Origin of the sequence: Georgenia sp. Z1491 (genome assembly GCF_049856175.1) — a bacterium.
GTDB lineage: Bacteria > Actinomycetota > Actinomycetes > Actinomycetales > Actinomycetaceae > JB111.
The window spans coordinates 20,244-44,704 of sequence record NZ_JBNDNA010000009.1; the positions used below are offsets into that span (position 1 = coordinate 20,244).

The window sequence follows — 24,461 nt, forward strand, 5'->3', positions numbered from 1 at the left end:
CGGGTCACTCCTCGATCCAGGCGTTGACCAGCAGCGGCATGTGGCTGGCCTCGAAGGTCGGCAGAGCAAGCTCGTTGCGGTAGGCCAGCGGCTGGACGAAGTCGTACAGCGGGATGAAGTACCCGCGGTCGAGCACGAGCTCGGCGGCCTCGGTGACGAGCGGCCGGCGCTCCTCCTGCCCGGGCGTGGAGAGGATCTCGCCGAACAGGGCGTCGAGCTCCTCGTCGTTCCCCGCGAAGTTCGTGCGCAGCACCTCGGGGTCGGGACGACCGGCGAGCTGCCAGGAGAAGGCGTAGTCGCCGGAGGCGATGCGCTGGTTGAGATCCGGTGTGGTGAGACTGCCGAAGGTGAGCTCCACCCCGATCTGCGCCCACTGGGACTGCAGCACGGCGAGGTTGGGCTCGTGGGAGATGGTCGAGCCCGTGTAGATGAGGTCGAAGCTCAGTCGCTCACCGTCGCGCTCCCGGACGCCGTCCTCGGCGGGCAGCCACCCGGCCTCGTCGAGGAGATCCTCGGCGCGGGCGACGTCGGTGACGATGTGGTCGGACAGGTCCTCCCAGTAGGGGTTGGTCGCGCTCAGCACGCTCGAGGCCGGGACGTCGATCGCGGACGCCCGCTCGAGGATCGCGTCCCGGTCGACCGCGAGGCTCAGTGCCTCGCGGACCTCGGGCTCGTCCAGGCCGGGGTGCTCGGTGTTGGCGACGAGGCCGATCGCGCCGCTGGGCAGGGGCTCGGTACGGATCGTCACGTCCGGGTTGGTCGAGAGCTCGGTCTTGTCGGCCGGCTCCGTGTTGTGCAGGAGCGTCAGGCCGCCGGCCCGGAGCTCGGAGGCGGCGATGCTGTTGTCGCTGATGTGGTGGACCTCGATCGCGTCCAGGTGGGCGGCCCCCTGGTTCGGGAACGACTCGGGTGCCCACGCGTAGTCGTCGCGGCGCTCCAGCACGTATCCCTCGTTCGCGCGCACGTCGGTCGCGACGAACGGCCCGGAGCCGACGACGGTCAGCCCCTCCTGCCGCTCCTCGAAGGTCCGGGCCGACGTCTCCGGCGCGACGATCCCGAGCGCGCTGGTCGAGGCGGCCTGCAGGAACGAGGAGTTCGGGCTCTCGAACCGGAACTCGACCTCGTACTCGCTCGGGGTGACGATCTCGCCGAGGTCACCGATCCATGAGTTGGCGACGGCGAAGCTCGCCCCGGCGTCGACGATCGACCGGTAGCTCGCGGCCACGGCCTCGGCGTCGAGCTCCTCGCCGTTGCTGAAGGTGACGTCCTCACGCAGCGTGAACGTGTAGACCGTGGCGTCGTCGTTGACGGTCCAGTCCGTCGCGAGCCACGGCTCGAAGTCACCGTCGGCGTCGTGCAGGACGAGGGAGTCGACCGTCTGGCGCAGCGGTACGGCCAGGCCATAGCCGGTCGCGGTCGCGGGGTCGATCGAGCTCCCGCCGCCCGGCCCGGGAGCTGCTCGGTAGTGGAGCGTGCCGCCGTTCACGGGCTCCCCGTCGATGTCGGCGGCCTCGCCGCTGCCCGCGCCGCTCGCCGCCGCGCAGGCCGAGAGCAGCATGGCGGCGCCGGCGACAGCCGGCAGGGCCTTCGGGACAGCGGCGGAGCGCCGGACTCTGGTCGTTCGTGCCATGGGGTCGTTCCTCTCGGTGGGCGGGCCGATCGCGCGATGCGGGCGGTCGGCCGACAGTCGCCGTACACGAGGGACGCTAAAGATCTACATAGAACTTCTATCGCAAGAACCCTCTGGTTCTCGCATATTGAGATTTCAACCATGGCACGATGTTCGCTTCGTCGAGTTATCTACCGTCCATCCCGAGCGTCCATATAGAACGTTCACCGACGACCATTGAGGTGAGACATGAGCACGATCAAGATCGAGACGCACGCCGCCGTCTTCTACCTGCCCTACTTCGTGGCGAGGGACAAGGGCTACTTCGCGGACGAGGGCCTCGACGTCGAGCTGGTCCCGAAGCCGGCGCCGCCGGAGGACGGCCTCGAGCTCATCGAGGAGCCTGCGGCTCAGGACTCGTTCCACACCTTCACGCTGTTCGAGTCCGGCACGACCCAGCTGTACAACGCGTGCGAGTGGGGGCAGCTCCGCCGCTCCCAGGACAGCAACCGCGGAGGCCGGGTGGTCGCCCGGCGCGCGGCCGTCGCGAGCCAGGCGATCGTCGTGCGCGGCGACTCGCCCCACAACGTGCCCACCGACCTCGCCGGGGTGCCCGTCGGGGTCAACTTCCACCACGGCTCGCACTACCTGGTGCTCCAGACGCTGGAGGGCTTCCTGCCCCGCACGGACATCAAGCTCCTCGGCGTCAAGGGCAAGAGTCGCCTCGACGCCCTCGCCGACGGGGACATCGAGGCGGTGGCGCTCATGGAGCCGTGGATCAGCGTCGCGGAGAAGCGCGGGTACAAGGTGCTCGCCGAGGCCCACTACTTCGGCGCCGAGGTCGCGGACGACGCGATCTCCCCCGACGACTTCGACCGGATCAACCGGGCCGTGAGCCGTGCCGTCGACACGATCCACGACGACATCCGGCCGTTCCTGCACTACTTCATCGAGCAGGCGGCGGGCGTGGAGGATCTGCGCCCCGAGGACCTGCGGCCGAGCCGGCTGCGCTACATCCACCCCGGGCCGTACCCGGAGGAGGACTACCACCGCATCCTCGACTGGATCGCGAGCTGGGGACTGATCCGCGCCGACGCCGAGTACGAGAAGCTGGTCGACAGCTCGAAGTTCGTCGACCTGCGGTGACCGGGCGCGCGACGGCGCCGCGGGGGCCGGCGCCGTCGCCCGTGCCCGTACGCGACCGTGTCCTCATCCTGTTCTGCGGGTTCACGGCCGGGATGCTGCTCCTGGACCTGCACAAGATCTCGATCGCGATCCCGTCGATCGACGCGGCCCTCGATCCCGGCCCGGTCCGGCTCCAGCTCGTCTCGGCCGCGTACGTCGTCCTCTTCGCCGTCACGCTCGTCCCGGCCGGGCGTCTCGGGGACCACGGATGGCGCCGCCGACTTGCGCTCATCGGCCTCTACGGATACCTCGTCTCGAGCGTGGTGTGCACGATCGCGCCGAACGCCGACACGGTCATCGTCGGACGCGCCCTGCTCGGGGTCTCGGCGGGTCTGCTGATGCCGCAGATGATGGGCATCGTCCAGGGGCGGTTCACCGGACCGGCCCGCGCACGAGCCTTCGGCGTGTACGGCGTGTGCGTCGCCTGCGCGACGGCGCTCGGCCCCAGCGTGGGTGGGCTCTTCCTGCTTCCCGGCATGTTCGGGTGGCGCGGCGTGTTCGCGATGAACCTCCCGGTCGGCCTCGTCCTCGTCCTTGCCGCGCACCTCCTGCTCAGCGCCGTCGACCAGCCCCGCCCGACGAGGCGCCGGCCCGATCTCGATCACGGTGGTGTCGTCCTGCTGTCCGGCGCCCTGGTCGGTTTCCTCCTCCCTGTCGTCCTCACGACGGGGCGTCCGGTCGACTCGCCCGGGCGCTGGCTGCTCCTCGTCCCGGCCGCCGCGCTGGCGACCACGTTCGTCCTGCGCACCCGTACGCGGGCCGCCGCAGGCCGCTCCCCCCTCATCAGTCCCGCGCTGCTCGCGCTGCCGTCGTTCCGCAACGGCGTGCTCATCTCGGCCACGTGGTTCGCCGCGGTGCCGGGCGCCTCGCTGGCCCTGACGATCTACCTGCAGCAGGTCGAGCACCTCAGCCCCCTGCTCGCGGGGCTCGTCCTGCTGCCCGCCGCCGTCGGCTCCGCGGTGGGCGCGGACATCGGCGGTCGCACCGTCACGCGGTGGGGCCGCCGGCTCACCGCGCTCGGCATGACGCTGACGCTCCTCGCCATGGCCGCCGTCGTGGTGCTCCTGCACGGCGACCTGCCGGGTACCGCCCTGCTCGCCGCGGTGTCGGCCCTCCAGCTGGTCTCCGGCGTGGGCACGGGCATGGTCGTCTCGCCGAATCACGCCCAGATGCTCGCCGACGTCCCACCGGCCCAGGGCAGCGCAGCCGGAGCCGTCGGACAGCTGGGCCAGCGGGTGGCGAACAGCTTCGGCGTGGCGGCCGCGTCGGTCGCCTACTTCACCGTGATCTACGGCGGCGGGTGGAGCGTGTCCGACGCTCCTCCCGCCGCCCACCTCGGCGCGACCCTCCGGGCGACTGCCGTGGCGATGTGCTTCCTGCTCGCCTCCCTCGCGGTCGCACTGGTCGACCTCCGTCGGCAGCGCGCCGGCGATGCTGGCCGCGCCGCCCTCGCCATCCGCGGCGACCGTCCGGCCGGTCGGGCGGGTCAGGCGGGTCAGGCGGCCATCGCGGAGGCGGGCACGGACCGGATCTCGACGTCGAGGACCGTCTCGACCGCGGGCAGGATGCGGCAGCCCTCCCGGTAGCGCTCGACCAGAGCGGCCGTGTCGATCTCGTCGAGTCCCGCCACGACGACCTCGACGAGGAGCCGGCCGGCCTTGATGCGCCCGCGGTGATAGCGCGTCGTGCGAGCGCGGACCTGGACCGAGAGGTCGTCCTCGGGATCGGCGTCGGGGCTTGCCCCGCTGCGCAGCGTGTTGACGAGGTTGACCGTGAGTGCCGAGACGAGCAGGTCGAGCGGCCCCGGCGCCCTGCCCGGGCCCCCGGTGGCCACCGACCCGTCGGCCAGCAGGGCGAAGCCCTCGCCCTGCACGGTGAACCGGCCACGGACGGCGGTGGTACACACGGTCACGGCACTGGAGTAGTCGAGTCCGGACATCGGTGCTCCTCACGCTCGGGTCGGGCGGTTCACCGGCAGTCTGCTCCGACGCGTGCCGCCCCCACCCGGACATGCCCCCGCAGGTCCAGATGCCGGGACGCCGGCGTGAGGGAGGCGCGGGAGGGTCACCGACGGGCGGTCAGCGCCGGGCGATCTCGGCGGCGAAGATCGCCGAGGCCCGTTTGAGGATCTCGATCTCCTCCTCGGCCCGTGCGAGCGCCCCCTCCAGCTCCGCGACACGTGCGACGAGATCCTCCTTGGGGGCCTGCCGCCACCGTGCCCGCGAGCTCGCGTCGAACATGCCGTCGTCGAGCCGCTTGGCCCACAGACGAAGGGACTGCTCCCCCACCTCGAACTCCTCCGCCACCTCGCGGAAGATCGCCCTGTTGCCCGGCTCGGCCTCGCGCCGTTCGACCACGCGGCGTACGGCTGCCTCGCGCAGCTCGTCGCTGTACTTCTTCTCGAACGGCATGGGGCCCCTTCATCCGGTCAGACCGTTGATCCCCCATTGTGGCGGAAGAGCGGGGTCTGGATCGGCAGACGCACGACAGAGCAGGTGCGGACCTCGACCGCCTGACCGAGGTCGAGCTCGGCGAACCGGAGCCGCGGCGCCGGGGGTCCCGGCGCGACAGCGGCGGGCAGCACCGCGCTCACCATCACGCGCGGCGAGCAGAACCGCGCTCATTCGTGGAGCAGAAGTCCGCTCGCTCGTCAGGAGATGCGGTCGACGAGCATCGTGGCGAGGTCGGTGAGGGCGTCCTTCACCTCGCCGTCGGGCAGGACCGCGAGCTCGGCGACGGCGTCGTCGGCCCAGCGCCGCGCGATCGCGCGGGACTCCGCCATGACCTCGTGCGCGCGCAGGGCCTCGACCGCGGCGGCGAGCTCGGCGTCGCCGGACAGGTCGCCGTCGAGCAGGGCCAGGGCCCGCTCCCCCGCCGGGTCGAGCGTGCCGGCCGCGCGCCGTGCGCGCAGGAGCAGTACCGGCATCGTCGCGACGCCCTCGCGAAGGTCGGTGCCGGGGACCTTGCCGGACTCCGCCGTGTCGGAGGCGACGTCGATGACGTCGTCGGCGAGCTGGAACGCCACGCCGACCTTCTCCCCGAAGGTCGACACGGCGTCGGCCAGGTGCGCCTCCGCACCGGAGAAACGCGCGCCGTAGAAGGCGGAGGCCGCGATGAGCGATCCCGTCTTGTCCGCGAGCACCCTCAGGTAGTGCTCGATCTCGTCCGACCCCTCGTCGGGGCCCACGGTCTCGTGGAGCTGCCCGAGGCAGAGGCGCTCGAACGTGGCCGCGTGCAGCATGACCGCCTCGGCGCCGAGGGAAGCCACGAGGGAGGACGCCCGGGCGAACAGCAGGTCCCCGGTGAGGACGGCGACGTTGTTGCCCCAGACCACGTGCGCGGCGGGCACCCCGCGGCGCACCTCGGCCGAGTCCATGATGTCGTCGTGGTAGAGCGTGGCCAGGTGGGTGAGCTCGACCGCGACGGCCGCGCGGACGACCTCGTCGCCGACGCCCGACCCGAGCTGGGCGGTGACGATCGTGAGCAGCGGGCGCAGGCGCTTGCCCCCGGCGTCGGACAGGTGGGCGGCCGGCTCCTCGGTCAGCCGGTCGGCGCCGCGCACGGCCGCCGCCAGGCGCTCCTCGACCTCGGTCAGGGCGGGGTCGACCTGATCGAGGCGGGCGGAGAGGAGCTCGAGCCGGGTCACAGGACGAAGACCGCCGCGTCGGTCAGGAGCTCGAGCACCGGACCAGGGTAGACGCCGAGCGCGATCGTGGCGACGGCGCACACGACGACGGCGACGATCGTCAGGCCCTCGGAGGACACGACCGTCACGCCCTGCTCCTTGGGCTCCTCGAAGAACATGAGCTGGACGAGGCGGAAGTAGAAGAACGCGGTAGCGGCCGACGCCAGGACGGCGAGCACCACGAGGATCGCCCCGCCGCCCGCGATTCCGGCGCTGAACACGGCGAACTTCCCGACGAAGCCGGCGGTGAGGGGGATGCCCGCGAAGGACAGCAGGAAGACGAGCATGGCCACCGCGAGCGCCGGTCGGCGCCGCCCGATGCCGGCCCACTGCTCGATGTGCGTGGCCTCGCCGGTGACGGAGCCGGAGGCGTCGGTCTCGCGCACGAGGGTGACGAGGCCGAACGCGCCGACGGTCGCGACACCGTAGGCGAGCAGGTAGAAGATCACCGAGCCGATGCCCTGGGTCGTCAGCGAGAAGACGCCGATGAGGACGAAGCCCGCGTGGGCGATCGAGCTGTAGGCGAGCATCCGCTTGATGTCGGTCTGGATGACACCCAGCACGGTGCCCACGAGCATCGTGAGGATGACGATCGTCCACACGACCGGCTCGAGGTCCCAGCCGAGCCCTGGGGCCACGACGTAGACGAACCGGAGCATCGCGCCGAACGCGGCGATCTTGGTGGCCGCGGCCATGAACCCCGTGACGGGGGTCGGTGCGCCGGTGTAGACGTCCGGCGTCCACGCGTGGAACGGCACGGCCCCGACCTTGAACAGCAGGCCGACGAGCACGAGCACGACGCCGGGCAGGAGCAGCGAGTCCAGCCCCGGCGTGGCCGGGACGGCCGCGGCGATGTCCGTGAGGCGCAGCGAGCCCGCGAACCCGTAGAGCAGCGCGATGCCCATGAGGAAGAACGCCGACGCGAACGCCCCGAGGATGAAGTACTTGATCGCGGCCTCCTGGGACAGGAGACGTCGACGACGCGCGGTCGCGGCCAGCACGTACAACGGCAGGGAGAGGACCTCGAGGGCCACGAAGAGCGTGATGAGGTCCCCGGCCGCCGGGAAGACCATCATGCCGGTCAGCGAGAAGAGCGTGAGCGGGAAGATCTCCGTCTGCGTGAGCCCGGCCCGGGTGGCGGCCTCGCTCTCGGCCGATCCCGGGCGGGCCGCAGCCTGCGGGGTGAAGGCGCCGTCCCGGACCTCCGTGCGGTCCGCCATCACCAGCAGGGCGAGCAGCGAGCTGACGAGCAGCACGGCCTGGATCGCCAGCGACGGCAGGTCCTCGACGTATGCGCCGCCGGTGACGACCTCGGTGGGGGCCTCGGCGCCGTGGACGCTCGCGAGCCGCCACACGACGGCGACGAGCCCCGCGGCGACCGCGAGCAGCGCGAACGGCACCTGCACGGTGCGCCGCACCGTGCGCGGGAGGAACGCCTCGAGCAGGACGCCGACGACGGCCGCCCCGCCGACGATGAGCACCGGGACGAGCGGCGCCCAGGCGATGGTGGGTGCGACGAAGGCGGTCGCGGACAGGGCGGCGGTCACAGGGCGCTCCCCACGGTCGTGATCGGGCTGGGCTGGGAGGCGGTGTCACCGGCGTCGTCGGCGAGGACGACGGTCTGCTCCGCGACGGGCCGGACGAGCTCGACCACCGGCGCCGGGAAGAGTCCCAGGGCGAGGACCGCGGCGACGAGCAGGCCCATCACCGTGCGCTCACGGCCGTCGAGGTCGGGCAGCGCGAGCGGCCGAGGGGGTGCGTCGTCGTCGGGCGCCGCGCTCGCGGTCGAACCGGTGTCGCTCGCGGCCGTCCCGGTGCCGGCCGCGCCGCTCGAAGGCGCGGCGTTCCCCGAGGCGGCCCCGACGGTCGCCGTCGCCCGGGCGGGCGTCGCGGCCAGCGGTGCGGGGCCGGTGAAGATGCGCTGGTAGGGCATGAGCACGTACAGGGCGGCGAGGACGACGCCCAGGACGGCGAACGCCGCGGCGACCCAGCTGACCTCGAACGTGCCGAGGAGGACCATGTACTCGCCCCAGAACCCGGACAGGCCGGGCAGGGCGATCGAGGCCAGGCCCATGACGAGCCACGTGCCGGCGAGGACCGGGACCACGCGCTGGTAGCCGCCGAAGGCGCCGATGCGCTGCGTCCCCCCGCGGCGCACGAGGTACTCCGAGCCGAGGAACATGCCGGCCGTGGACAGGCCGTGGGCGACCATGTAGAACATCGCGCCGGTGAGGGCCAGCTCGGAGCCGACGAAGACGCCGAGCACGATGAAGCCGAAGTGCGACACGGACGTGAACGCGACCAGACGCATGACGTCCTGCTGGCCGATCGCGAGGAACGCGCCGTAGAGCACCGAGATCACGGCGAGCACGATCATCACCGGGGCGGCCCAGGCCACCTGCTCGGGGAAGATCGTCAGCAGCAGCGTGATCATGCCGAACGTGCCGACCTTGTCCATGACGCCGACGAGGAGCGTGGACACGCCGCCCGGGGACTGCTCGGCGGCGTCGGGCAGCCACGTGTGCACCGGCACCATCGGCGCCTTGATGGCGAAGGCCACGAGGAACGCGAGGAAGATCAGGCGCGCCGCCCAGTCGGACGAGCCGGCCATCGTGCCGGCGAGGTTCTCCACGAGGAAGCCCTCGGGTCCGCCGGGGCCCTCGAGGTACAGGGCCACGACGCCGGCGAGCATGATCAGCCCGCCCGCGAGGGAGTACAGGAGGAACTTGATCGCGGCGGCGCGGCGGCGGGGCCCGCCGTACATGCCGATGAGCAGGAAGATCGGCAGGAGCATCGCCTCGAACAGGACGTAGAAGAGGAAGACGTCCCGCGCGGCGAAGACGGCGAGCAGGATCCCCTCCAGGACGAGGACGAGCCCGACGTAGGTCGAGGTACGACGCTCGGTGGTCGCCTCGTCGTCGCCCGCGCGGACGGGGACGCCGGAGATGAGGACGACCGGCACGAGGAACGCCGTGAGCAGGACCATCGTCAGGCCGAGCCCGTCGATGCCCAGCGCATAGGAGGCGCCGATCTGCGGGATCCAGGCGACCTGCTCGGTGAGCTGGTGCTCACCGGCGGCGCCGAGGTCGAAGTCCGTCACGACGGCGGCGATCGCGCCGAGCAGGACGAGCAGGCTGACGCCGAGCCCGACCGGCCGGGCGACCCGGCGCAGCGCGGGGACGAAGAGCAGCGCGCCGGCCATCACCGGGACGGCGACGAGCAGCGTGAGCCACGGGAGAGTTGCGGTGTTCACAGGTTCTGTTCCTCTTCCCTCGGCCTAGAGCCGCCAGGCCAGGACGGCGAGCAGGGCGAGCACGGTGCCGGCCATCATCAGTGCGGCGTAGCTGCGGACGAATCCGTTCTGGAGCTTGCCGAGCAGGCGACCGAGGCCGGCCGTGGCGCCGCCGGTGCCCATGACGGCGCCGTCGACGGCCAGCTGGTCGACCTCGACGAGGCCGCGCGTGAGCTGCTGGCCCGGGCGCATGAAGATCCCCTCGTTGACGGCGTCCTGGTACAGGTCGTTGCGGGCGGCGGTGACGAGCACGTTGCCGGCCGGTGCCACCGCGGGGACCTCGCGGCGGGCGTACATCGCCCACGCCACGAGCGCGCCGAGAACGACGATCGCGATGGTCGCGCCCATGATGACGGGGACCGCGAGGACGGGGGCGTCGTGCTCGTGGTGGCCGGTGACCGGCTCGAGCCAGCCGACGAGCCCGCCGCCGAGCTGGAGCGCGAACCCCAGGCCGACCGAGCCGATCGCGAGGACGATCATCGGCACGGTCATGAGCAGCGGCGACTCGTGGGGGTGGACCTCCGAGCCCTCCTCCGCCGTCGTCCAGCGCTTCTTGCCGTGGAAGGTCATGAAGAACAGCCGCGACATGTAGAAGGCGGTGATCCCGGCGCCGATCAGGGCGACGAGGCCGAAGACCCAGGGCTCCCAGCCGGCGTGGCCGGCCTGCGGGACGAAGGCGGTCTCGATGATCTTGTCCTTCGACCAGAAGCCGGAGAACGGCGGGATGCCGAGGATCGCGAGCCAGCCCAGGCCGAAGGTGGCCCACGTGATCGGCATGACCTTCGACAGGCCGCCGAACCGGCGCATGTCGACCTGGTCGTTCATGCCGTGCATGACGGAGCCGGCGCCGAGGAACATGCCGGCCTTGAAGAAGCCGTGCGTGACGAGGTGGAAGATCGCGAACGCGTAGCCGATCGGGCCCAGCCCTGCGGCGAGGATCATGTAGCCGATCTGGGACATCGTCGAGGCGGCGAGGACCTTCTTCAGGTCGTCCTTCGCGCAGCCGACGATCGCGCCGAACAGCAGCGTGACCGCGCCGACGATCGCGACGACCATCCGGGCGTCGGGCGTGAGGTCGAAGATCGGGCCCGAGCGCACCACGAGGTACACACCGGCGGTGACCATCGTGGCGGCGTGGATGAGCGCGGAGACCGGGGTCGGGCCGGCCATCGCGTCGCCGAGCCAGGCCTGCAGCGGGAACTGCGCCGACTTGCCGCACGCGGCGAGCAGGAGGAGCAGGCCGATCACGGTGAGCACCGCGGTGGAGGCGCCCGGGGCGGCCTCGGCGACCCCGGCGAAGCTCACGGTGCCCAGGCCGGCGAACATCGCGCCCATCGCCAGCAGGAGCCCCATGTCCCCCACGCGGTTCATGACGAACGCCTTCTTCGCCGCGACCGCGTACTCGGGGACCTGGTTCCAGAACCCGATGAGCAGGTAGGACGCGAGACCCACGCCCTCCCAGCCGATGAACAGCACGAGGTAGCTGTCGCCGAGGACGAGCAGCAGCATCGCCGCGACGAAGAGGTTGAGGTAGGCGAAGAACCGGCGGCGGTCGCGGTCGTGCGACATGTAGGCGACCGCGTAGACGTGGATGAGCGTGCCGACCAGCGTGACGAGCAGGACGAACGTCATCGACAGCGGGTCGACGCGCATGCCGAGCGAGACGTCGAACGTCCCGGCCGGCAGCAGGTCGTACAGGTGGAGGTCCATGACGCGGTCGGACGCCTGGCGGCCGACCATGTCGACGGCGATCCAGGCGGCGACGACGAAGGACGCGGCCGAGGCGGCGACGCCGAGCCAGTGGCCCCAGGCGTCGGCGGCGCGGCCCGCGAGCAGCAGGACGGCGGCGCCGACGAGCGGGACGGCGACGAGCAGCCAGGCCAGGTTCGCCGGGCCGTCGGCGGCCACGGGCGCGGCGACCTCGGTGACGGCGTGAAGGGTGGGGACGTTCACTCCTGCTCCCTTCAGCTCTTCATGAGGTTGACGTCGTCGACCGAGGCGGTGCGACGGGTGCGGAACACGGACACGATGATCGCCAGGCCGACGACGACCTCGGCCGCGGCGACGACCATGACGAAGAAGGCCGCGACCTGGCCGCTCAGGTCGCCGTGCACGCGGGCGAACGTGATGAGCACGAGGTTGGCCGAGTTGAGCATGAGCTCGACGCCCATGAGCTGGACGATCGCGTTGCGGCGCACGAGCACCGCGGTGGCGCCGACGGCGAAGAGGATGCCGGCGAGCACCACGTAGTTCATCGGGTTCATCGGTCGTCCTCGGCGGTCGTCTCGGTTCTCGGTGCGGCCTCGCGCGCGGCGCGGCGGCGGGCGGCGACCTCGCGGCCGGGCGAGCCGGGCACGAGCGGGGTCGGGGCCGGCTCGCCGGGCATCGAGGGCAGGCCGGCGCGCGTGACGCCACGGGTGGCCTCGCCGCCGTGCAGGCCGCGAGCCGGCTCGGTGCGCGCGCGGGCGACGGCGGCGACCGTCTCGGGGCTGACCTCGCCGATGGTGCGCTCCTGGCCGCGGACGCGCAGCACGCGCGGCACCGACTCGACGATCGGCTCGCCGGTGGCGGACAGGGCGGGCAGGTCGGCGGCGTTCGACCGCGCGTAGACGCCGGGGGTGGGCAGCTGGCCGAGCCGGCCGCCCTCCTCCTTGAACGTCTTCATCTTGGCGGCCTCGACCTCGACCTGCGTGACCTTCGGGGACAGTCGCTCGCGGTGGGTGAGCACGACCGCGCCGAGCGCGGCCGTGATGAGCAGCGCGCCGGTGAGCTCCATCGTCAGCACGAAGTCGCCGAACAGGACGCGGGCGACACCGACCGGGTTGGAGTCGGCGTTGGCGGCCGCCAGGCCGGCGGGCTCGGTCAGGCCCACCGCCTGCAGCGCGACACCGACGAGGACCGCGATCAGTCCGAGGCCCGCGACGACGGCCACCCACCGCTGGTGCGCGATCGTCTCGTGCAGGGAGTCCGCGGCGTCGACGCCGACGAGCATGAGCACGAAGAGGAACAGCATCATGATCGCGCCGGTGTACACGACGACCTGGACGACGCCGAGGAACGGCGCCCCCTGCGCGACGTACATCACCGCGAGGCAGAGCATGACGAGGATGAGCGACACGGCGGCATAGACCGCTCGCCGGGCGAAGATCAGGCCCGTCGAGGCGATCACCATGACCGTGGCGAGCACCCAGAACAGGGCGGTCTCGCCGGTGCCGATCTCCCCGGGCACCGTCATGACGGGGGTGGTGCTCATCGCTCGCTCCCCCTCGCGGCGCCGGCGGACGCGGCCTCGCGCGCCGAGGCGAGCGTGGGGTCGTCCGGACGGTGGGTCTCGACCCACTCGACCTGCTCGGCCGTGGGGCCGGTGACCTCGCCACGGTAGTAGTCGGCGTCCGTGGCGCCGGAGACCATCGGGTGCGGGGCGGCGAGCATCCCGTCGGCCATGGGGGCCAGCAGGTCACCCTTCTCGTAGATGAGGCCCTCCCGGGTGGGTCCGGCGAGCTCGAAGTCGTTGGACATCGTCAGTGCACGGGTCGGGCAGGCCTCGATGCAGTACCCGCAGAAGATGCAGCGCAGGTAGTTGATCTGGTAGACGCGGCCGTAGCGCTCGCCGGGCGAGAACTGTCCCTCGGGGCCGTTGGCGCCGGCCTCGACGTAGATGGCGTCGGCGGGGCACGCCCACGCGCACAGCTCGCAGCCGATGCACTTCTCGAGGCCGTCGGCGTACCGGTTGAGCAGGTGCCGGCCGTGGTAGCGGGGCTGCGTCGGCGGCTTCTCGAACGGGTACTGGACGGTGCGCGAGGGTCGGAACATCGACGAGATCGTCACGCCGAACCCGGCGACGGGCGCGAGCAGGGACCCGATCGGGCCCGGCTCGTCGGGGGCGAGGCGGATCTCCTCCTCGCCGTTGCGCACGACGACGTCGTCCGCCGTGATCCGGCCTCTCGGCTCGGGGCGCTTCTCGTCAGCCATGTCAGGCCTCCTCGGTGGTGGCGTCGGGGGCGGTCTCGTTCGCGGCGGCGCTCGCCCGTGCGCTGCTGGCCACGACGGGCTCACCGGCCTGGGCGGCGCGCCGACGGTCCGCCCGCGGCGACGGCGGCAGCGTCTGCCCGGGCAGCGGCGGGACGGGGAAGCCCCCGGCGAACGCGTCGAACGGCTCGGGCTCGTCCGGCTCGGGCTCGGGCTCCTTCTTCTCCGGGAGGAGGAAGGTGACGATCATGACGACGAGGAGCAGGCCCGCGATGACGGCGAGCAGCTGCCACAGCTCGAGGTCGGAGAACTGGCGCACGCCCTGGATGATCGTCACGGCGACCAGCCAGACGAGCGCGGCCGGGATGAGGATCTTCCAGCCGAGGTTCATCAGCTGGTCGTAGCGCACGCGCAGGAGCGTGCCGCGCATCCAGATCATGACGAACATGCACGCCCAGACCTTGAGCCAGAAGACGAGGAACCCGACGACCGGGGCGGCCCACCACACGATGTGGTCCGAGAGGAACGGGATCCGCCAGCCACCGAGGAACAGCGTCGTGGCCACCGCCGAGACGTTGAACATGTTGACGTACTCGGCGAGGTAGAACCACGCGAACTTCATCGAGGAGAACTCGATGGAGTGGCCGGCGACCAGCTCGCCCTCGGCCTCGGGGAGGTCGAACGGCAGGCGGTTGACCTCGGCGACCATCGAGATCACGTAGATGACGAACGCGGGCAGCAGGGAGATCGCCCACCACACGTTGGTCTGGGCGTCGACGATCTGGGACGTGGCCATCGAGCCGGACACGAGGAAGACCGAGACGAGCGCGAGCCCCATGGAGAGCTCGTAGGAGATGACCTGGGCCGAGGAGCGCACGGCGCCGAGCAGCGGGTAGGTCGAGTTCGACGACCAGCCGCCGAGCACGATGCCGTACACGCCGAGCGCGGTGATCGCGAGGATGTAGAGCACGGCGACCGGCATGTCGGTCAGCTGCATCGGCGTCCACCACGTGGGGTCCGCGCCGTTGGTGATGGCCGGGCCCATGGGGATGACCGCGAGGACCATGAACGCGCAGAACGCGGCGATGCCGGGCGCGAGCATGTACAGCACCCGGTCGGCGCCCTTGAGCTGGATGTCCTCCTTGAGGACGAGCTTGATCGCGTCGGCGACCGCCTGGAACAGACCGAACGGGCCGAGGACGTTGGGGCCCTCACGGGTCTGCATCTTGCCCAGCCCGCGGCGCTCGACCCACAGCGCCATGAGGACGCCGGTGAGCAGCAGGGCGACGATGATGACGGCCTTGATGAGGGAGATCCACCAGGTGTCGTGGCTGAAGTCCGCCGTCGGCAGCGCCGATGCGGTGGACATGACCGGGGCGATCACTGCTGGACCTCCGTGCTGGTGACGGTGACGACGCTGCCCGCGCCGGCCCCGGTCTGCGCCCGCACGGCGCTGCCCGGGGAGTTCTCGGGGACCCACACCACGCCGTCGACCATGCGGGTGACGGTCAGCGGGAGGGTGAGCGAGCCGGTCGGGCCGGTCACGCGGACGCGGCCGCCGTCGACGGCGCCGACCGCACGTGCCGTGGCCGGGGAGAGCCGGACGACCGGCCGGTGCGCGGTGCCGGCGAGGTGCGGCTCGCCGTCCTGGCCGCGGCCGGCGTCGAGCTGGAGCTTCCAGGTCGCGAGGACCGCCTCGCCCGGCCCGGGGGCGGGCACCTGGGCCGGCGCCTCGGTGGGCTCGGCGACCGGCCCGTCCCACGGGTCGAGCTCGGCGAGCTCGGCGTGGAGCTCGGCGAGGGTGGCCAGGCCGAGGTCGCGGCCCATCTCCCGGGCGAGGTCGGCGAGCACGAGCCGGTCCGGCAGCGCGTGGGAGGCGAGCACCTGGCCGAACGGCCGCACGCGTCCCTCCCAGCTGACGAACGAGCCGGCCTTCTCCACCGGCGGCGCGACGGGCAGGACGACGTCGGCGAGCTCGGAGATCGCGTTGCGCCGGACCTCGAGCTGGACCAGCACGTCGACCTGGCCGACGGCGCGCAGCGCGGCGGCGGGGTCCATCATGTCCAGCGTCTCGACGCCGCCCACGAGCAGCCCCGTCAGCTCGCCGGAGGCGGCCGCGAGCAGGATCTCGCGGTGCGAACGGCCGGGCGCGTCCGGGAGGGAGTCGATCCCCCACACGGCGCCGGCGTCCGCGCGCGCGGCCGGGTCGACCACCGGGCGGCCGCCCGGCAGGAGGTTCGGCAGCAGACCGGCGTCGACGGCGCCGCGCTCGCCGGCGCGCCGGGGCACCCAGGCGAGGCGGGCACCGGTCCGGTCGGCGAGGCGCTGGGCCGCGGTGAGCGCGCCCGGCAGGGCCGCCGCGCGCTCACCGACGAGGATGACGGCACCGGGGGCGGAGAGCTCCTCGACCAGCTCGGCGCCCAGGGAGTCGAGCGCCGTGGCCTCGCCGCCGGGGGCGACCTCGACGACGTCGGCGCGCATCTTGGTGGTGCCGCGCGTGGCCATCGGGGCCAGCGTCGTCACCCGGGTGGTGCCGGCGAGGACGCCCTTGCGCAGGCGGAGGAAGATCGTGCCGCACTCCTCCTCCGGCTCGAGCGCCACGAGCAGGACGCGTCCCGCCCGCTGGAGGTCGGAGTAGGTGACCCCCAGCCCGGTCGCCGCCACGTGGGTACCGAGGAAGTCGGCCTCCTCGGCGCTGTGCGGGCGGGCCCGGTGGTCGACGTCGTTGGTCCGCAGCACCGTGCGGGCGAACTTCGACCAGGCGTAGGAGTCCTCGAGGGTGAGGCGGCCGCCGGGCAGCACGCCGACGCCGCCGGCCGCGGCGGCGCGCGCCAGCTCGGAGCCGGCGACCGACAGGGCCTCGGACCAGCTGGTCTCGTGCAGCTCGCCGGTGGCCTGGTCGCGCACGAGGGGCATCCGCAGGCGGTCCGGCGCGTCCTGCCAGTGGTAGGCGAACCGGTCCTTGTCGGTGATCCACTCCTCGTTGACCTCGGGGTCGTTGCCCGCGAGGCGGCGCACGACGGCGCCGCGGCGATGGTCGATCCGGATCGCCGAGCCGCCGGCGTCGTGCTCGGCGACGGACGGCGTGGAGACGAGGTCGAAGGGGCGCGACCGGAACCGGTACATCGCCGACGTCAGGGCGCCGACGGGGCAGATCTGGATGGTGTTGCCCGAGAAGTAGGACGTGAACGGGCGGCCGGAGGTGTCGGCCTCCGCGGCGCCCATGGGCGCCGTCGCGTGGCCGGAGGTGAGACCGGCGACGCCGTCGGGCCCCGCGAAGGGGACGCCGGTCGCGTCCGGGAGGCCGTCGTCGGCGAAGTCGAGGACGTCGGCGTCGAAGCCACCGACCTGGGAGCCGTTGAGCGCGTGGACCTCGCGCCCGGGGGTGCCGCCGCCACGGCCCTGGAGCGCGATGAAGGCGTCGCCGGCGATCTCGGAGGAGAACCGGGTGCAGCGCTGGCACAGGATGCACCGGTCGCGGTCCAGCAGGATCTGCGTGGAGATGGCGATCGGCTTGGGGAACGTCCGCTTGACGTCGACGAACCGGCTCTCGGCGCGGCCGTTGCTCATCGCCTGGTTCTGCAGGGGGCACTCGCCGCCCTTGTCGCACACCGGGCAGTCCAGCGGGTGGTTGATGAGGAGGAACTCCATGATGCCGTGCTGGGCCTTGTCGGCCACCTCGGACGTGTGCTGCGTGGCCACGACCATGCCCGGCGTGAGCTCCATCGTGCAGGACGTCTGCGGCTTGGGCATCGCCTTGAGGTTGCCCTCGCGGTCCGGGCTGGAGACGTCGACGAGGCACTGGCGGCAGGCGCCGGCGGGCTTGAGCAGCGGGTGGTCGCAGAACCTCGGCACCTGGATGCCGACCTGCTCGGCGGCCCGGATGATGAGCGTGCCCTTGGGCACGGACACCTCGCGGCCGTCGATCGTCGCCGTGACGAGCTCGGGGGCCGCGGGCGCGGCCTGCTCCTGCGTCTGGGTCATCGCACACCTGCCTCGTGGAAGATCGCCGACGCCTCGTAGGGGAAGAGCTCCCGTGCGGGCGTGTGGCAGCCGGCCTCGAACTCCTCGCGGAAGTGCTGGATGCCGGACTGGATGGGGGTCGCCGAGGCGTCGCCGAGCGCGCAGAACGAGCGACCCGCGATGTTGGCGGACACCTCGAGGAGGAGGTCGACGTCGGAGGGCAGCCCGCGGCCGTCCTCGAGGCGGTGCATGACCTGCTTCATCCAGAACGTGCCCTCGCGGCAGGGCGTGCACTTGCCGCAGGACTCGTGCTGGTAGAAGTCGGTCCACCTCGAGATGACCCGGACGACCGAGACCGTCTCGTCGAACACCATGAGGGCACGGGTGGCGAGCATCGACCCGGCGGCGCCGACCGACTCGTAGTCGAGCGGGACGTCGAGGTGCTCGTCGGTGAGGATCGGCGTCGAGGAACCACCGGGCGTCCAGAACTTCAGCCGGTGGCCGTCGCGGACCCCGCCGGCCATCTCGACGAGCTCGCGCATGGTGATGCCGAACGGTGCCTCGAACTGGCCGGGGTTGTTCACGTGCCCCGAGACGGAGAACAGGCCGTGGCCGGCCGACTTGTCGGTGCCCATGGCGGTGAACCAGTCCTGGCCGCGGGAGAGGATGCCGGGCACGGACGCGATCGACTCGACGTTGTTGACGACCGTCGGGCGGGCGTAGAGACCGGCGACGGCGGGGAACGGCGGCTTGAGGCGCGGCTGGCCGCGCAGGCCCTCGAGGGAGTCCAGCAGCGCCGTCTCCTCGCCGCAGATGTAGGCGCCGGCGCCGGCGTGCACGGTGATCTCGAGGTGGTAGTCGCCGTCGGGGCCGAGCCCGGTGCCGATGAGCCCGGCCTCGCGGGCCTCCCGGACCGCGGCGAGGAGGCGCCGGTAGACGTGCACGGTCTCGCCCCGCAGGTAGACGAACGCGTGGTGGCCGCCGATGGCGTAGCTGGTGATGGCCATGCCCTCGATGAGGGAGTGCGGGTTGGCCAGGAGCAGCGGGATGTCCTTGCAGGTCCCGGGCTCGGACTCGTCGGCGTTGACGACGAGGTAGCGCGGTCCGCCGTCGGCGGGCGGGAGGAAGGACCACTTGAGGCCGGTGGGGAAGCCGGCGCCGCCGCGGCCGCGCAGGCCGGAGCCCTTGACGAGGTCGACGACGTCGCCGGGCGCCATCGTCAGGGCCTTCTCCCACCCCTCGTACCCGCCGTGGTCGCGGTAGGTGCCCAGGGTCCAGGAGCGCGGGGCGTCCCAGATGTCGGAGAGGACCGGCGTGAGGGTGCCGGGGCTGGTGAGTGTCACTTGTCCTCCTCGGAGACCGCGCGGCGGGCCGCGCCTGGGTCGGACTCGCCGGACGTGGGCACCTGGTGGGCGGCGCTCGAGCCCGTGTCACCGACGGGTGCGGCGCCCGCGGCCTCGGCCAGCGGGGCGTGCCGGTCGGCCTCGTGGCCCTCGTGCGGGGACGTCCAGCCGTTGGCGCGCGCGATGCGCAGCCCGAGCAGGCTCGCCTCGCCGGCACCCGGGCCCTCGTCCGCCCGGCCGTCCTCGAACCCCGCGAGCACGCGGGAGATCTCCTTGAACGTGCCGACCGTGGTGGCGCCGCGCGTGGGGTGGACCGGGCGTCCGGCGGCGATCTCGTCGACGAGCTGCGTGGCCGAGGTCGGGGTCTGGTTGTCGAAGAACTCCCAGTTGACCATCACGACCGGCGCGTAGTCGCACGCCGCGTTGCACTCGAGCTGCTCGAGGGTGATCCGGCCGTCGGCGGTGGTCTCGTCGTGGCCGACCCCGAGGTGGTCGGAGAGCGTCTCGAAGATCTGGTCGCCCCCCATGACGGCGCACAGCGCGTTCGTGCAGACGCCGACGTTGTACTCGCCGTTGGGGTGGCGCTTGTACTGGCTGTAGAACGTGGCGACGGCGGAGACCTCGGCGCGGGTGATCCCCAGCGCCTCGGCGCACGCGGCGATGCCCCGGGCGGAGACGTAGCCGTCGACGGACTGCACGAGGTGCAGCATCGGCAGCAGGGCCGAGCGGGGCTGCGGGTAGCGGGCGACGATCTCCGCGAAGTCGGCCTTCAGCGACGTGGCGAGCTCGGGCGCGTAGGTCTGCTCGGTCATCGGTCCACTCCTCCGAGGACGGGGTCGAGCGAGGCGAGGATGACGACGACGTCCGCCAGCTGGCCGCCCTCGCTCATGAGCGCCATCGACTGCAGGTTGGAGAAGGACGGGTCGCGGAAGTGCGCCCGGTAGGGGCGGGTGCCGCCGTCGGAGACGAGGTGGACCCCCATCACGCCCTTCGCGTGCTCGATCGCCACGTGCGCCTGGCCGGGCGGCACCCGGAAGCCCTCGGTGACGAGCTTGAAGTGGTGGATGAGGGACTCCATCGACTCGCCCATGATGTGGCGGATGTGGTCCAGGGAGTTGCCCTGGCCGTCGGTGCCGACGGAGAGCTGGGCCGGCCAGGCGATCTTCTTGTCCGCGACCATGACCGGCTGCCCCGCGGAGGCCTCGAGGCGGTCGAGCACCTGCACGATGATCCGCAGCGACTCGAAGCACTCGTCGAAGCGCACCGCCACGCGGTTGTAGGCGTCGGACCGGTCCCGGGTGATGACGTTGAACTCGTAGGTCTCGTACCCGCAGTACGGGTCGGTGCGCCGCAGGTCCATCGGGAGGCCGGCGGCGCGCAGGCAGGGTCCGGTGAGCCCCAGGGCAAGGGCCCCGGGCAGCGAGATGACGCCGACCCCGACGTGCCGCATCTTGTAGATGGGGTTCTCCATCGCCAGCGTCATCATCTCGACGACGGACAGCCGGATGTCGGCGAGCCGCTCACGGACGAACTCCACGGTGCCGGGCGGGATGTCCTGCGCGACGCCCCCGGGGCGGATGTAGGCGTGGTTCATCCGCAGGCCGGAGATGCGCTCGAAGATGTCGAGGACGTTCTCGCGGCCCCGGAAGCCCAGGGTCATGAGCGTGGTGGCGCCGAGCTCGTTGCCGGCGGTGCCCAGCGCGATGAGGTGGGAGCTGATCCGGTTGAGCTCCATGAGGAGCACGCGGATCTGGTTGGCCCGCTCGGGGATCTGGTCGGTGATGCCGAGGAGCTTCTCGACGCCGAGGCAGTACCCGACCTCCTGGAAGAACGGCGCCACGTAGTCCATGCGCGTGCAGAAGGTCACGCCCTGGGTCCAGGTGCGGAACTCCATGTTCTTCTCGATGCCGGTGTGCAGGTAGCCGAGGCCGACCCGCACCTCGTGCACCGTCTCGCCGTCGATCTCGAGGATGAGGCGGAGCACGCCGTGCGTGGAGGGGTGGACGGGCCCCATGTTGACGACGATGCGCTCCTCGCCGAGGCGCTCGGCCTCGGCGGCGATGTCGGACCAGTCGCCGCCGTCGGCGACGAAGTCCGGCTCCTCGTCCGCGAGCGCGGGCCCGGGGGCGCTGGGCATGGTGGGGGCGGACATCAGCTGTACGACCTCCGGGTGTCGGGCGGCGGGACGGTGGCGCCCTTGTACTCCACAGGGATGCCGCCGAGGGGGTAGTCCTTGCGCTGGGGGTGCCCGACCCAGTCGTCGGGCATGAGGATCCGCGAGAGCGCGGGGTGGCCGTCGAACACGATGCCGAACAGGTCGAACGTCTCGCGCTCGTGCCAGTCGTTGCCCGGGTAGACGCCGACGACCGACGGGATGTGCGGGTGGGCGTCGGGGCAGGTGACCTCGAGGACGAGCTGGCGGGTGTGCGTGATGGACAGCAGGTGGTAGGAGGCGTGCAGCTCGCGCCCGGTGTGCTCGGGGAAGTGGACGCCGGAGACGCCCAGGCACAGCTCGAAGCGCAGGTCCTGGTCGTCGCGCAGCGCTCGGGCCACGGCCACGAGGTGCTCCGCGGCGATGTGCAGGGTGAGCTCGGAGCGGTCGACGACGACGCGCTCGATCGCGGCGTCGGGGTCGATGCCCTGCTCGGTGAGCACCTCGCGGAGCACGTCGACGACCTCGTCGAACCAGCCGCCGTACGGGCGCTCGGCGTGCGGTGGCTCGGTGACGGCGACGACGAGCCCGCCGAAGCCGGAGGTGTCGCCGGAGCCCTGGACGCCGAACTGGCCGCGGCGCACCGCCACGACGTCGAGCTCGGTCCGGCCCTGCGGGTCGGGTGCGGCGATGTCGCCGCCGGCGTCGGTCCCGCTCACGCCAGCTGCCCCTTCATCTCGTGGGTGGGGGTCGCGCCGAGGGCGGCCTGCTCGGCCGCGCGGGCGGCCTCGACCCGGTTGACGCCCAGCGGCGCGTGCTTGATCTGCTTGCGCAGCTCGAGGATCGCGTTGATGAGCATCTCCGGCCGCGGCGGGCAGCCGGGCAGGTAGATGTCGACCGGGAGGACGTGGTCGACGCCCTGGACGATCGCGTAGTTGTTGAACATCCCGCCCGAGGAGGCGCACACGCCCATGGAGATCACCCACTTGGGGTCGGACATCTGGTCGTAGACGTTGCGGATGACGGGGGCCATCTTGTGGCTCACGCGCCCCGACACGATCATCACGTCGGCGTGCCGGGGCGAGGCGCGGAAGACCTCCATGCCGAAGCGCGCCATGTCGAAGCGCGGCGTGCCGGCGGCCATCATCTCGATCGCGCAGCAGGCCAGTCCCATCGTGACCGGCCACTGGGAGTTCGACCGGGCGAAACCGGCGACGGCCTCGACGGTGGTGAGACCGAAGCCTGCGGGGAGCTTCTCTTCGATGCCCATGAGCAGTCCTTTCGGGAGGAGGGTGGCGGGGGGCGGGCGGGTGTGCCGAACGGTCAGCGGTCGGTCAGTCCCACTCCAGTCCCCCGCGCCGCCACTCGTAGATGTAGGGCACAGTGATCAGCGCGATGAACACGAGCATCGCGACGAGACCGAAGGCGGCCAGCTCGGTGAAGGCCACCGCCCACGGGTAGAGGAAGACCACCTCGATGTCGAAGATGATGAACGTCATCGCGATGAGGTAGTACTTCACCGGGAAGCGGCCGGCCGAGGGGGCGCGGGGCGTGGGGTCGACCCCGCACTCGTAGTTGGCGACCTTGACCCGGTTGTAGCTCTTCGGGCCGATGATCGCGCTGGCGCCGAGTCCGCCGAGGGCCAGGGCCACCGCGACCACCATCATGATGAGCAGCGGCACGTAGGGGTTGGTCATACGTCCTCCGTCGACGTCCTCGGGGCGGCGGTCCAGCCGTCGCGCGGTGTCCTCGGCCGCGCACGCCGTTCCCCGCTTCCAGGGTAGACGTTCGCGTGTCGCGTCCCGACACGTCCGGCATCGGCGCGGGCGCGGACGAACAGGTCTCGAGGAGTGGTCATGACGCGGGTGCCGCCTTCGCGAGGGCGGCGATGAGGCGGTCCATCCAGTCCCCGCCGCGCGGGTCGTAGCCGTCCGCGAGCAGCTTCATGACGAACTGCATGAGCACGGGGCGCGGCAGCCCGTACTTCACGCACGCCCGCATGATGCGCGGGTGGCTGATGACGTGGGCGAAGCCCCGGCCGAGGGTGAAGTAGCCGCCGAGCTCCTCGCGCATGATGCGCGGGTAGGTGCGCAGGGCCTTGACGCGCTCGTACTCGGAGGTGCGGGCGAGCGCCTGCCCCATGACGTCGGCGGCGACCCGGCCGGACTGCAGCGCGTAGGCGATGCCCTCGCCGTTGAACGGGGAGACCATCCCGCCGGCGTCGCCGAGCAGCAGGAGCCCGTTCGCGTAGTGGGGCGTGCGGTTGAACGCCATGGGCAGGGCGGCACTGCGCAGCTCGCCGACCTGGTTGTCGGGGGTGAAGCCCCACTCCTCGGGGACGTTGCGCATCCACGTGGCGAACAACCCCTTGTAGTCGAGCCGCGTGGGCGCGGCCGTGGGCGACAGGGTGCCGAGGCCGACGTTCGCGGTGCCGTCGCCGAGGGCGAAGATCCAGCCGTAGCCGGGCTGGAGGTTCGACTCCCCCGGCTTCCCGTCCCACAGCTCGAGGAACGACTCCATCATCGGGTCGTCGTGCCGCGGGGTGCGGAAGTACGTGCGGATCGCGACGCCCATCGGGCGGCCGGCGTCCTTCTCGATGCCGACGGCGGTGGCGAGGCGGGCCGAGACCCCGCCGGCGTCGACGACGAGGGGGGCGCGGTAGGTGACCTCCTCGCCGGTCCGGCGGCCGCGCTCGTCGACGGGCCGGGCGGTGACGCCGACGACCCGCCCGGTGCGCTCGTGCCGGACCGCGCCCGTGACCGAGACGCCCTCGCGCAGGTCGGCGCCGGAGGCCTGGGCGTGCCGCGCGAGCGTCTCGTCCAGCCCGGTGCGCGCCCGGGCGAGCCCGTAGGAGGGCATCGAGGCCAGCTCCGGCCACGGGATCTCGATGCGGTGGCCCGCCCCGGACGTGCGCAGCCCGTAGTTGCGGATCCAGCCGTCCTCCTCGCGCGTGGGCACGCCCATACGGATGAGCTCGGCGACCGCGCGGGGGGTCAGGCCGTCGCCGCAGACCTTGTCCCGTGGGAAGCGAGCCTTCTCGAGGACGACGACCCGGTGCCCCTGCTGCGCCATGTAGTGCCCGACGCTCGCGCCCGCCGGACCGGCGCCGACCACGAGGACGTCAGCCTCGTCGACGACTGGTGCGGGAGGCACGGTCGAGCTCCTTCGTTCGCGTGGTGGGGCGGTCCGCCCGAAGAATCGTAGCCCTGGAGCGGGAGCCGTTCGGCACCCCCGGGGTGATCCTCGTCGCGCCGCAGATTGCC

The 24,461-nt window shown here is 72.1% G+C and carries 21 protein-coding genes; 2 read left to right on the forward strand and 19 right to left on the reverse strand.

The features are described from left to right. Window positions 1-4 precede the first annotated feature (4 nt). A complete protein-coding gene (locus ACPYO4_RS10260; RefSeq protein WP_425709137.1) occupies window positions 5-1,630 on the reverse strand; it encodes an ABC transporter substrate-binding protein in 1,626 nt (541 codons plus the stop codon). Between the two features lie 228 nt (window positions 1,631-1,858). Between ACPYO4_RS10260 and ACPYO4_RS10265 the strand changes: the two genes are divergently transcribed. Both ACPYO4_RS10265 and ACPYO4_RS10270 read left to right on the forward strand, forming a co-directional pair. Next, a complete protein-coding gene (locus tag ACPYO4_RS10265) occupies window positions 1,859-2,755 on the forward strand; it encodes an ABC transporter substrate-binding protein (RefSeq protein ID WP_425709138.1) in 897 nt (298 codons plus the stop codon). A gap of 41 nt (window positions 2,756-2,796) precedes the next feature. Then, a complete protein-coding gene (locus ACPYO4_RS10270) occupies window positions 2,797-4,380 on the forward strand; it encodes an MFS transporter (RefSeq protein WP_425709139.1) in 1,584 nt (527 codons plus the stop codon). Here ACPYO4_RS10270 and ACPYO4_RS10275 read toward each other — a convergent pair. The 18 genes from ACPYO4_RS10275 to ACPYO4_RS10360 all read right to left on the reverse strand — a co-directional run bounded on the left by ACPYO4_RS10275 (window position 4,290) and on the right by ACPYO4_RS10360 (window position 24,351). Beyond that, the gene (locus ACPYO4_RS10275; protein ID WP_425709140.1) at window positions 4,290-4,733 is read right to left on the reverse strand and encodes an OsmC family protein; all 444 of its coding nucleotides are present in this window, start codon (window positions 4,731-4,733) and stop codon (window positions 4,290-4,292) included. The genes ACPYO4_RS10270 and ACPYO4_RS10275 overlap by 91 nt on opposite strands. 139 nt (window positions 4,734-4,872) lie before the next feature. Continuing rightward, on the reverse strand, window positions 4,873-5,205 hold the full coding sequence (locus tag ACPYO4_RS10280) for a transposase (protein WP_425709141.1): 333 nt from the start codon (window positions 5,203-5,205) through the stop codon (window positions 4,873-4,875). A gap of 239 nt (window positions 5,206-5,444) precedes the next feature. Beyond that, window positions 5,445-6,440, reverse strand: a complete 996-nt coding sequence (locus tag ACPYO4_RS10285) for a polyprenyl synthetase family protein (protein WP_425709142.1) — start codon at window positions 6,438-6,440, stop codon at window positions 5,445-5,447. Further along, entirely contained in the window at window positions 6,437-8,026 is a 1,590-nt protein-coding gene (gene nuoN / locus ACPYO4_RS10290) for an NADH-quinone oxidoreductase subunit NuoN (RefSeq protein WP_425709143.1), read from the reverse strand. Before nuoN ends, ACPYO4_RS10285 begins: the two co-directional genes overlap by 4 nt. Next, window positions 8,023-9,732 (reverse strand): complex I subunit 4 family protein, encoded by a 1,710-nt coding sequence (locus ACPYO4_RS10295; protein ID WP_425709144.1) that lies wholly within the window; start codon window positions 9,730-9,732, stop codon window positions 8,023-8,025. The genes nuoN and ACPYO4_RS10295 overlap by 4 nt, the downstream gene beginning before the upstream one ends. Window positions 9,733-9,756: 24 nt before the next feature. Continuing rightward, complete coding sequence (gene nuoL, locus ACPYO4_RS10300) at window positions 9,757-11,724, reverse strand: NADH-quinone oxidoreductase subunit L (protein WP_425709145.1); 1,968 nt, start codon at window positions 11,722-11,724, stop codon at window positions 9,757-9,759. A gap of 11 nt (window positions 11,725-11,735) precedes the next feature. Beyond that, window positions 11,736-12,035, reverse strand: a complete 300-nt coding sequence (gene nuoK / locus ACPYO4_RS10305; protein ID WP_425709146.1) for an NADH-quinone oxidoreductase subunit NuoK — start codon at window positions 12,033-12,035, stop codon at window positions 11,736-11,738. Beyond that, window positions 12,032-13,024 carry an NADH-quinone oxidoreductase subunit J gene (locus ACPYO4_RS10310; protein WP_425709147.1) on the reverse strand — a complete coding sequence of 331 codons (993 nt, stop codon included), beginning with the start codon at window positions 13,022-13,024 and terminating at the stop codon, window positions 12,032-12,034. The genes nuoK and ACPYO4_RS10310 overlap by 4 nt, the downstream gene beginning before the upstream one ends. Further along, on the reverse strand, window positions 13,021-13,743 hold the full coding sequence (nuoI, locus tag ACPYO4_RS10315) for an NADH-quinone oxidoreductase subunit NuoI (RefSeq protein WP_425709148.1): 723 nt from the start codon (window positions 13,741-13,743) through the stop codon (window positions 13,021-13,023). Before nuoI ends, ACPYO4_RS10310 begins: the two co-directional genes overlap by 4 nt. 1 nt (window position 13,744) lies before the next feature. After that, window positions 13,745-15,109 carry an NADH-quinone oxidoreductase subunit NuoH gene (gene nuoH, locus ACPYO4_RS10320; RefSeq protein ID WP_425709149.1) on the reverse strand — a complete coding sequence of 455 codons (1,365 nt, stop codon included), beginning with the start codon at window positions 15,107-15,109 and terminating at the stop codon, window positions 13,745-13,747. Window positions 15,110-15,120: 11 nt separating this feature from the next. Further along, on the reverse strand, window positions 15,121-17,724 hold the full coding sequence (locus ACPYO4_RS10325; protein WP_425709150.1) for an NADH-quinone oxidoreductase subunit G: 2,604 nt from the start codon (window positions 17,722-17,724) through the stop codon (window positions 15,121-15,123). Beyond that, the gene (nuoF, locus tag ACPYO4_RS10330; protein WP_425709151.1) at window positions 17,721-19,046 is read right to left on the reverse strand and encodes an NADH-quinone oxidoreductase subunit NuoF; all 1,326 of its coding nucleotides are present in this window, start codon (window positions 19,044-19,046) and stop codon (window positions 17,721-17,723) included. Before nuoF ends, ACPYO4_RS10325 begins: the two co-directional genes overlap by 4 nt. Further along, window positions 19,043-19,858, reverse strand: coding sequence for an NADH-quinone oxidoreductase subunit NuoE (gene nuoE / locus ACPYO4_RS10335; RefSeq protein ID WP_425709152.1), 816 nt, complete (start codon window positions 19,856-19,858; stop codon window positions 19,043-19,045). The genes nuoF and nuoE overlap by 4 nt, the downstream gene beginning before the upstream one ends. After that, window positions 19,855-21,198 (reverse strand): NADH-quinone oxidoreductase subunit D, encoded by a 1,344-nt coding sequence (locus ACPYO4_RS10340; protein ID WP_425709153.1) that lies wholly within the window; start codon window positions 21,196-21,198, stop codon window positions 19,855-19,857. Before ACPYO4_RS10340 ends, nuoE begins: the two co-directional genes overlap by 4 nt. Next, window positions 21,198-21,917 carry an NADH-quinone oxidoreductase subunit C gene (locus tag ACPYO4_RS10345; protein WP_425709154.1) on the reverse strand — a complete coding sequence of 240 codons (720 nt, stop codon included), beginning with the start codon at window positions 21,915-21,917 and terminating at the stop codon, window positions 21,198-21,200. Before ACPYO4_RS10345 ends, ACPYO4_RS10340 begins: the two co-directional genes overlap by 1 nt. After that, on the reverse strand, window positions 21,914-22,468 hold the full coding sequence (locus ACPYO4_RS10350; protein ID WP_425709155.1) for a NuoB/complex I 20 kDa subunit family protein: 555 nt from the start codon (window positions 22,466-22,468) through the stop codon (window positions 21,914-21,916). The genes ACPYO4_RS10345 and ACPYO4_RS10350 overlap by 4 nt, the downstream gene beginning before the upstream one ends. A 64-nt stretch (window positions 22,469-22,532) precedes the next feature. Next, the gene (locus tag ACPYO4_RS10355) at window positions 22,533-22,895 is read right to left on the reverse strand and encodes an NADH-quinone oxidoreductase subunit A (RefSeq protein ID WP_425709156.1); all 363 of its coding nucleotides are present in this window, start codon (window positions 22,893-22,895) and stop codon (window positions 22,533-22,535) included. A 157-nt stretch (window positions 22,896-23,052) separates the two neighbouring features. Next, complete coding sequence (locus tag ACPYO4_RS10360) at window positions 23,053-24,351, reverse strand: geranylgeranyl reductase family protein (RefSeq protein ID WP_425709157.1); 1,299 nt, start codon at window positions 24,349-24,351, stop codon at window positions 23,053-23,055. Window positions 24,352-24,461 lie beyond the last annotated feature (110 nt).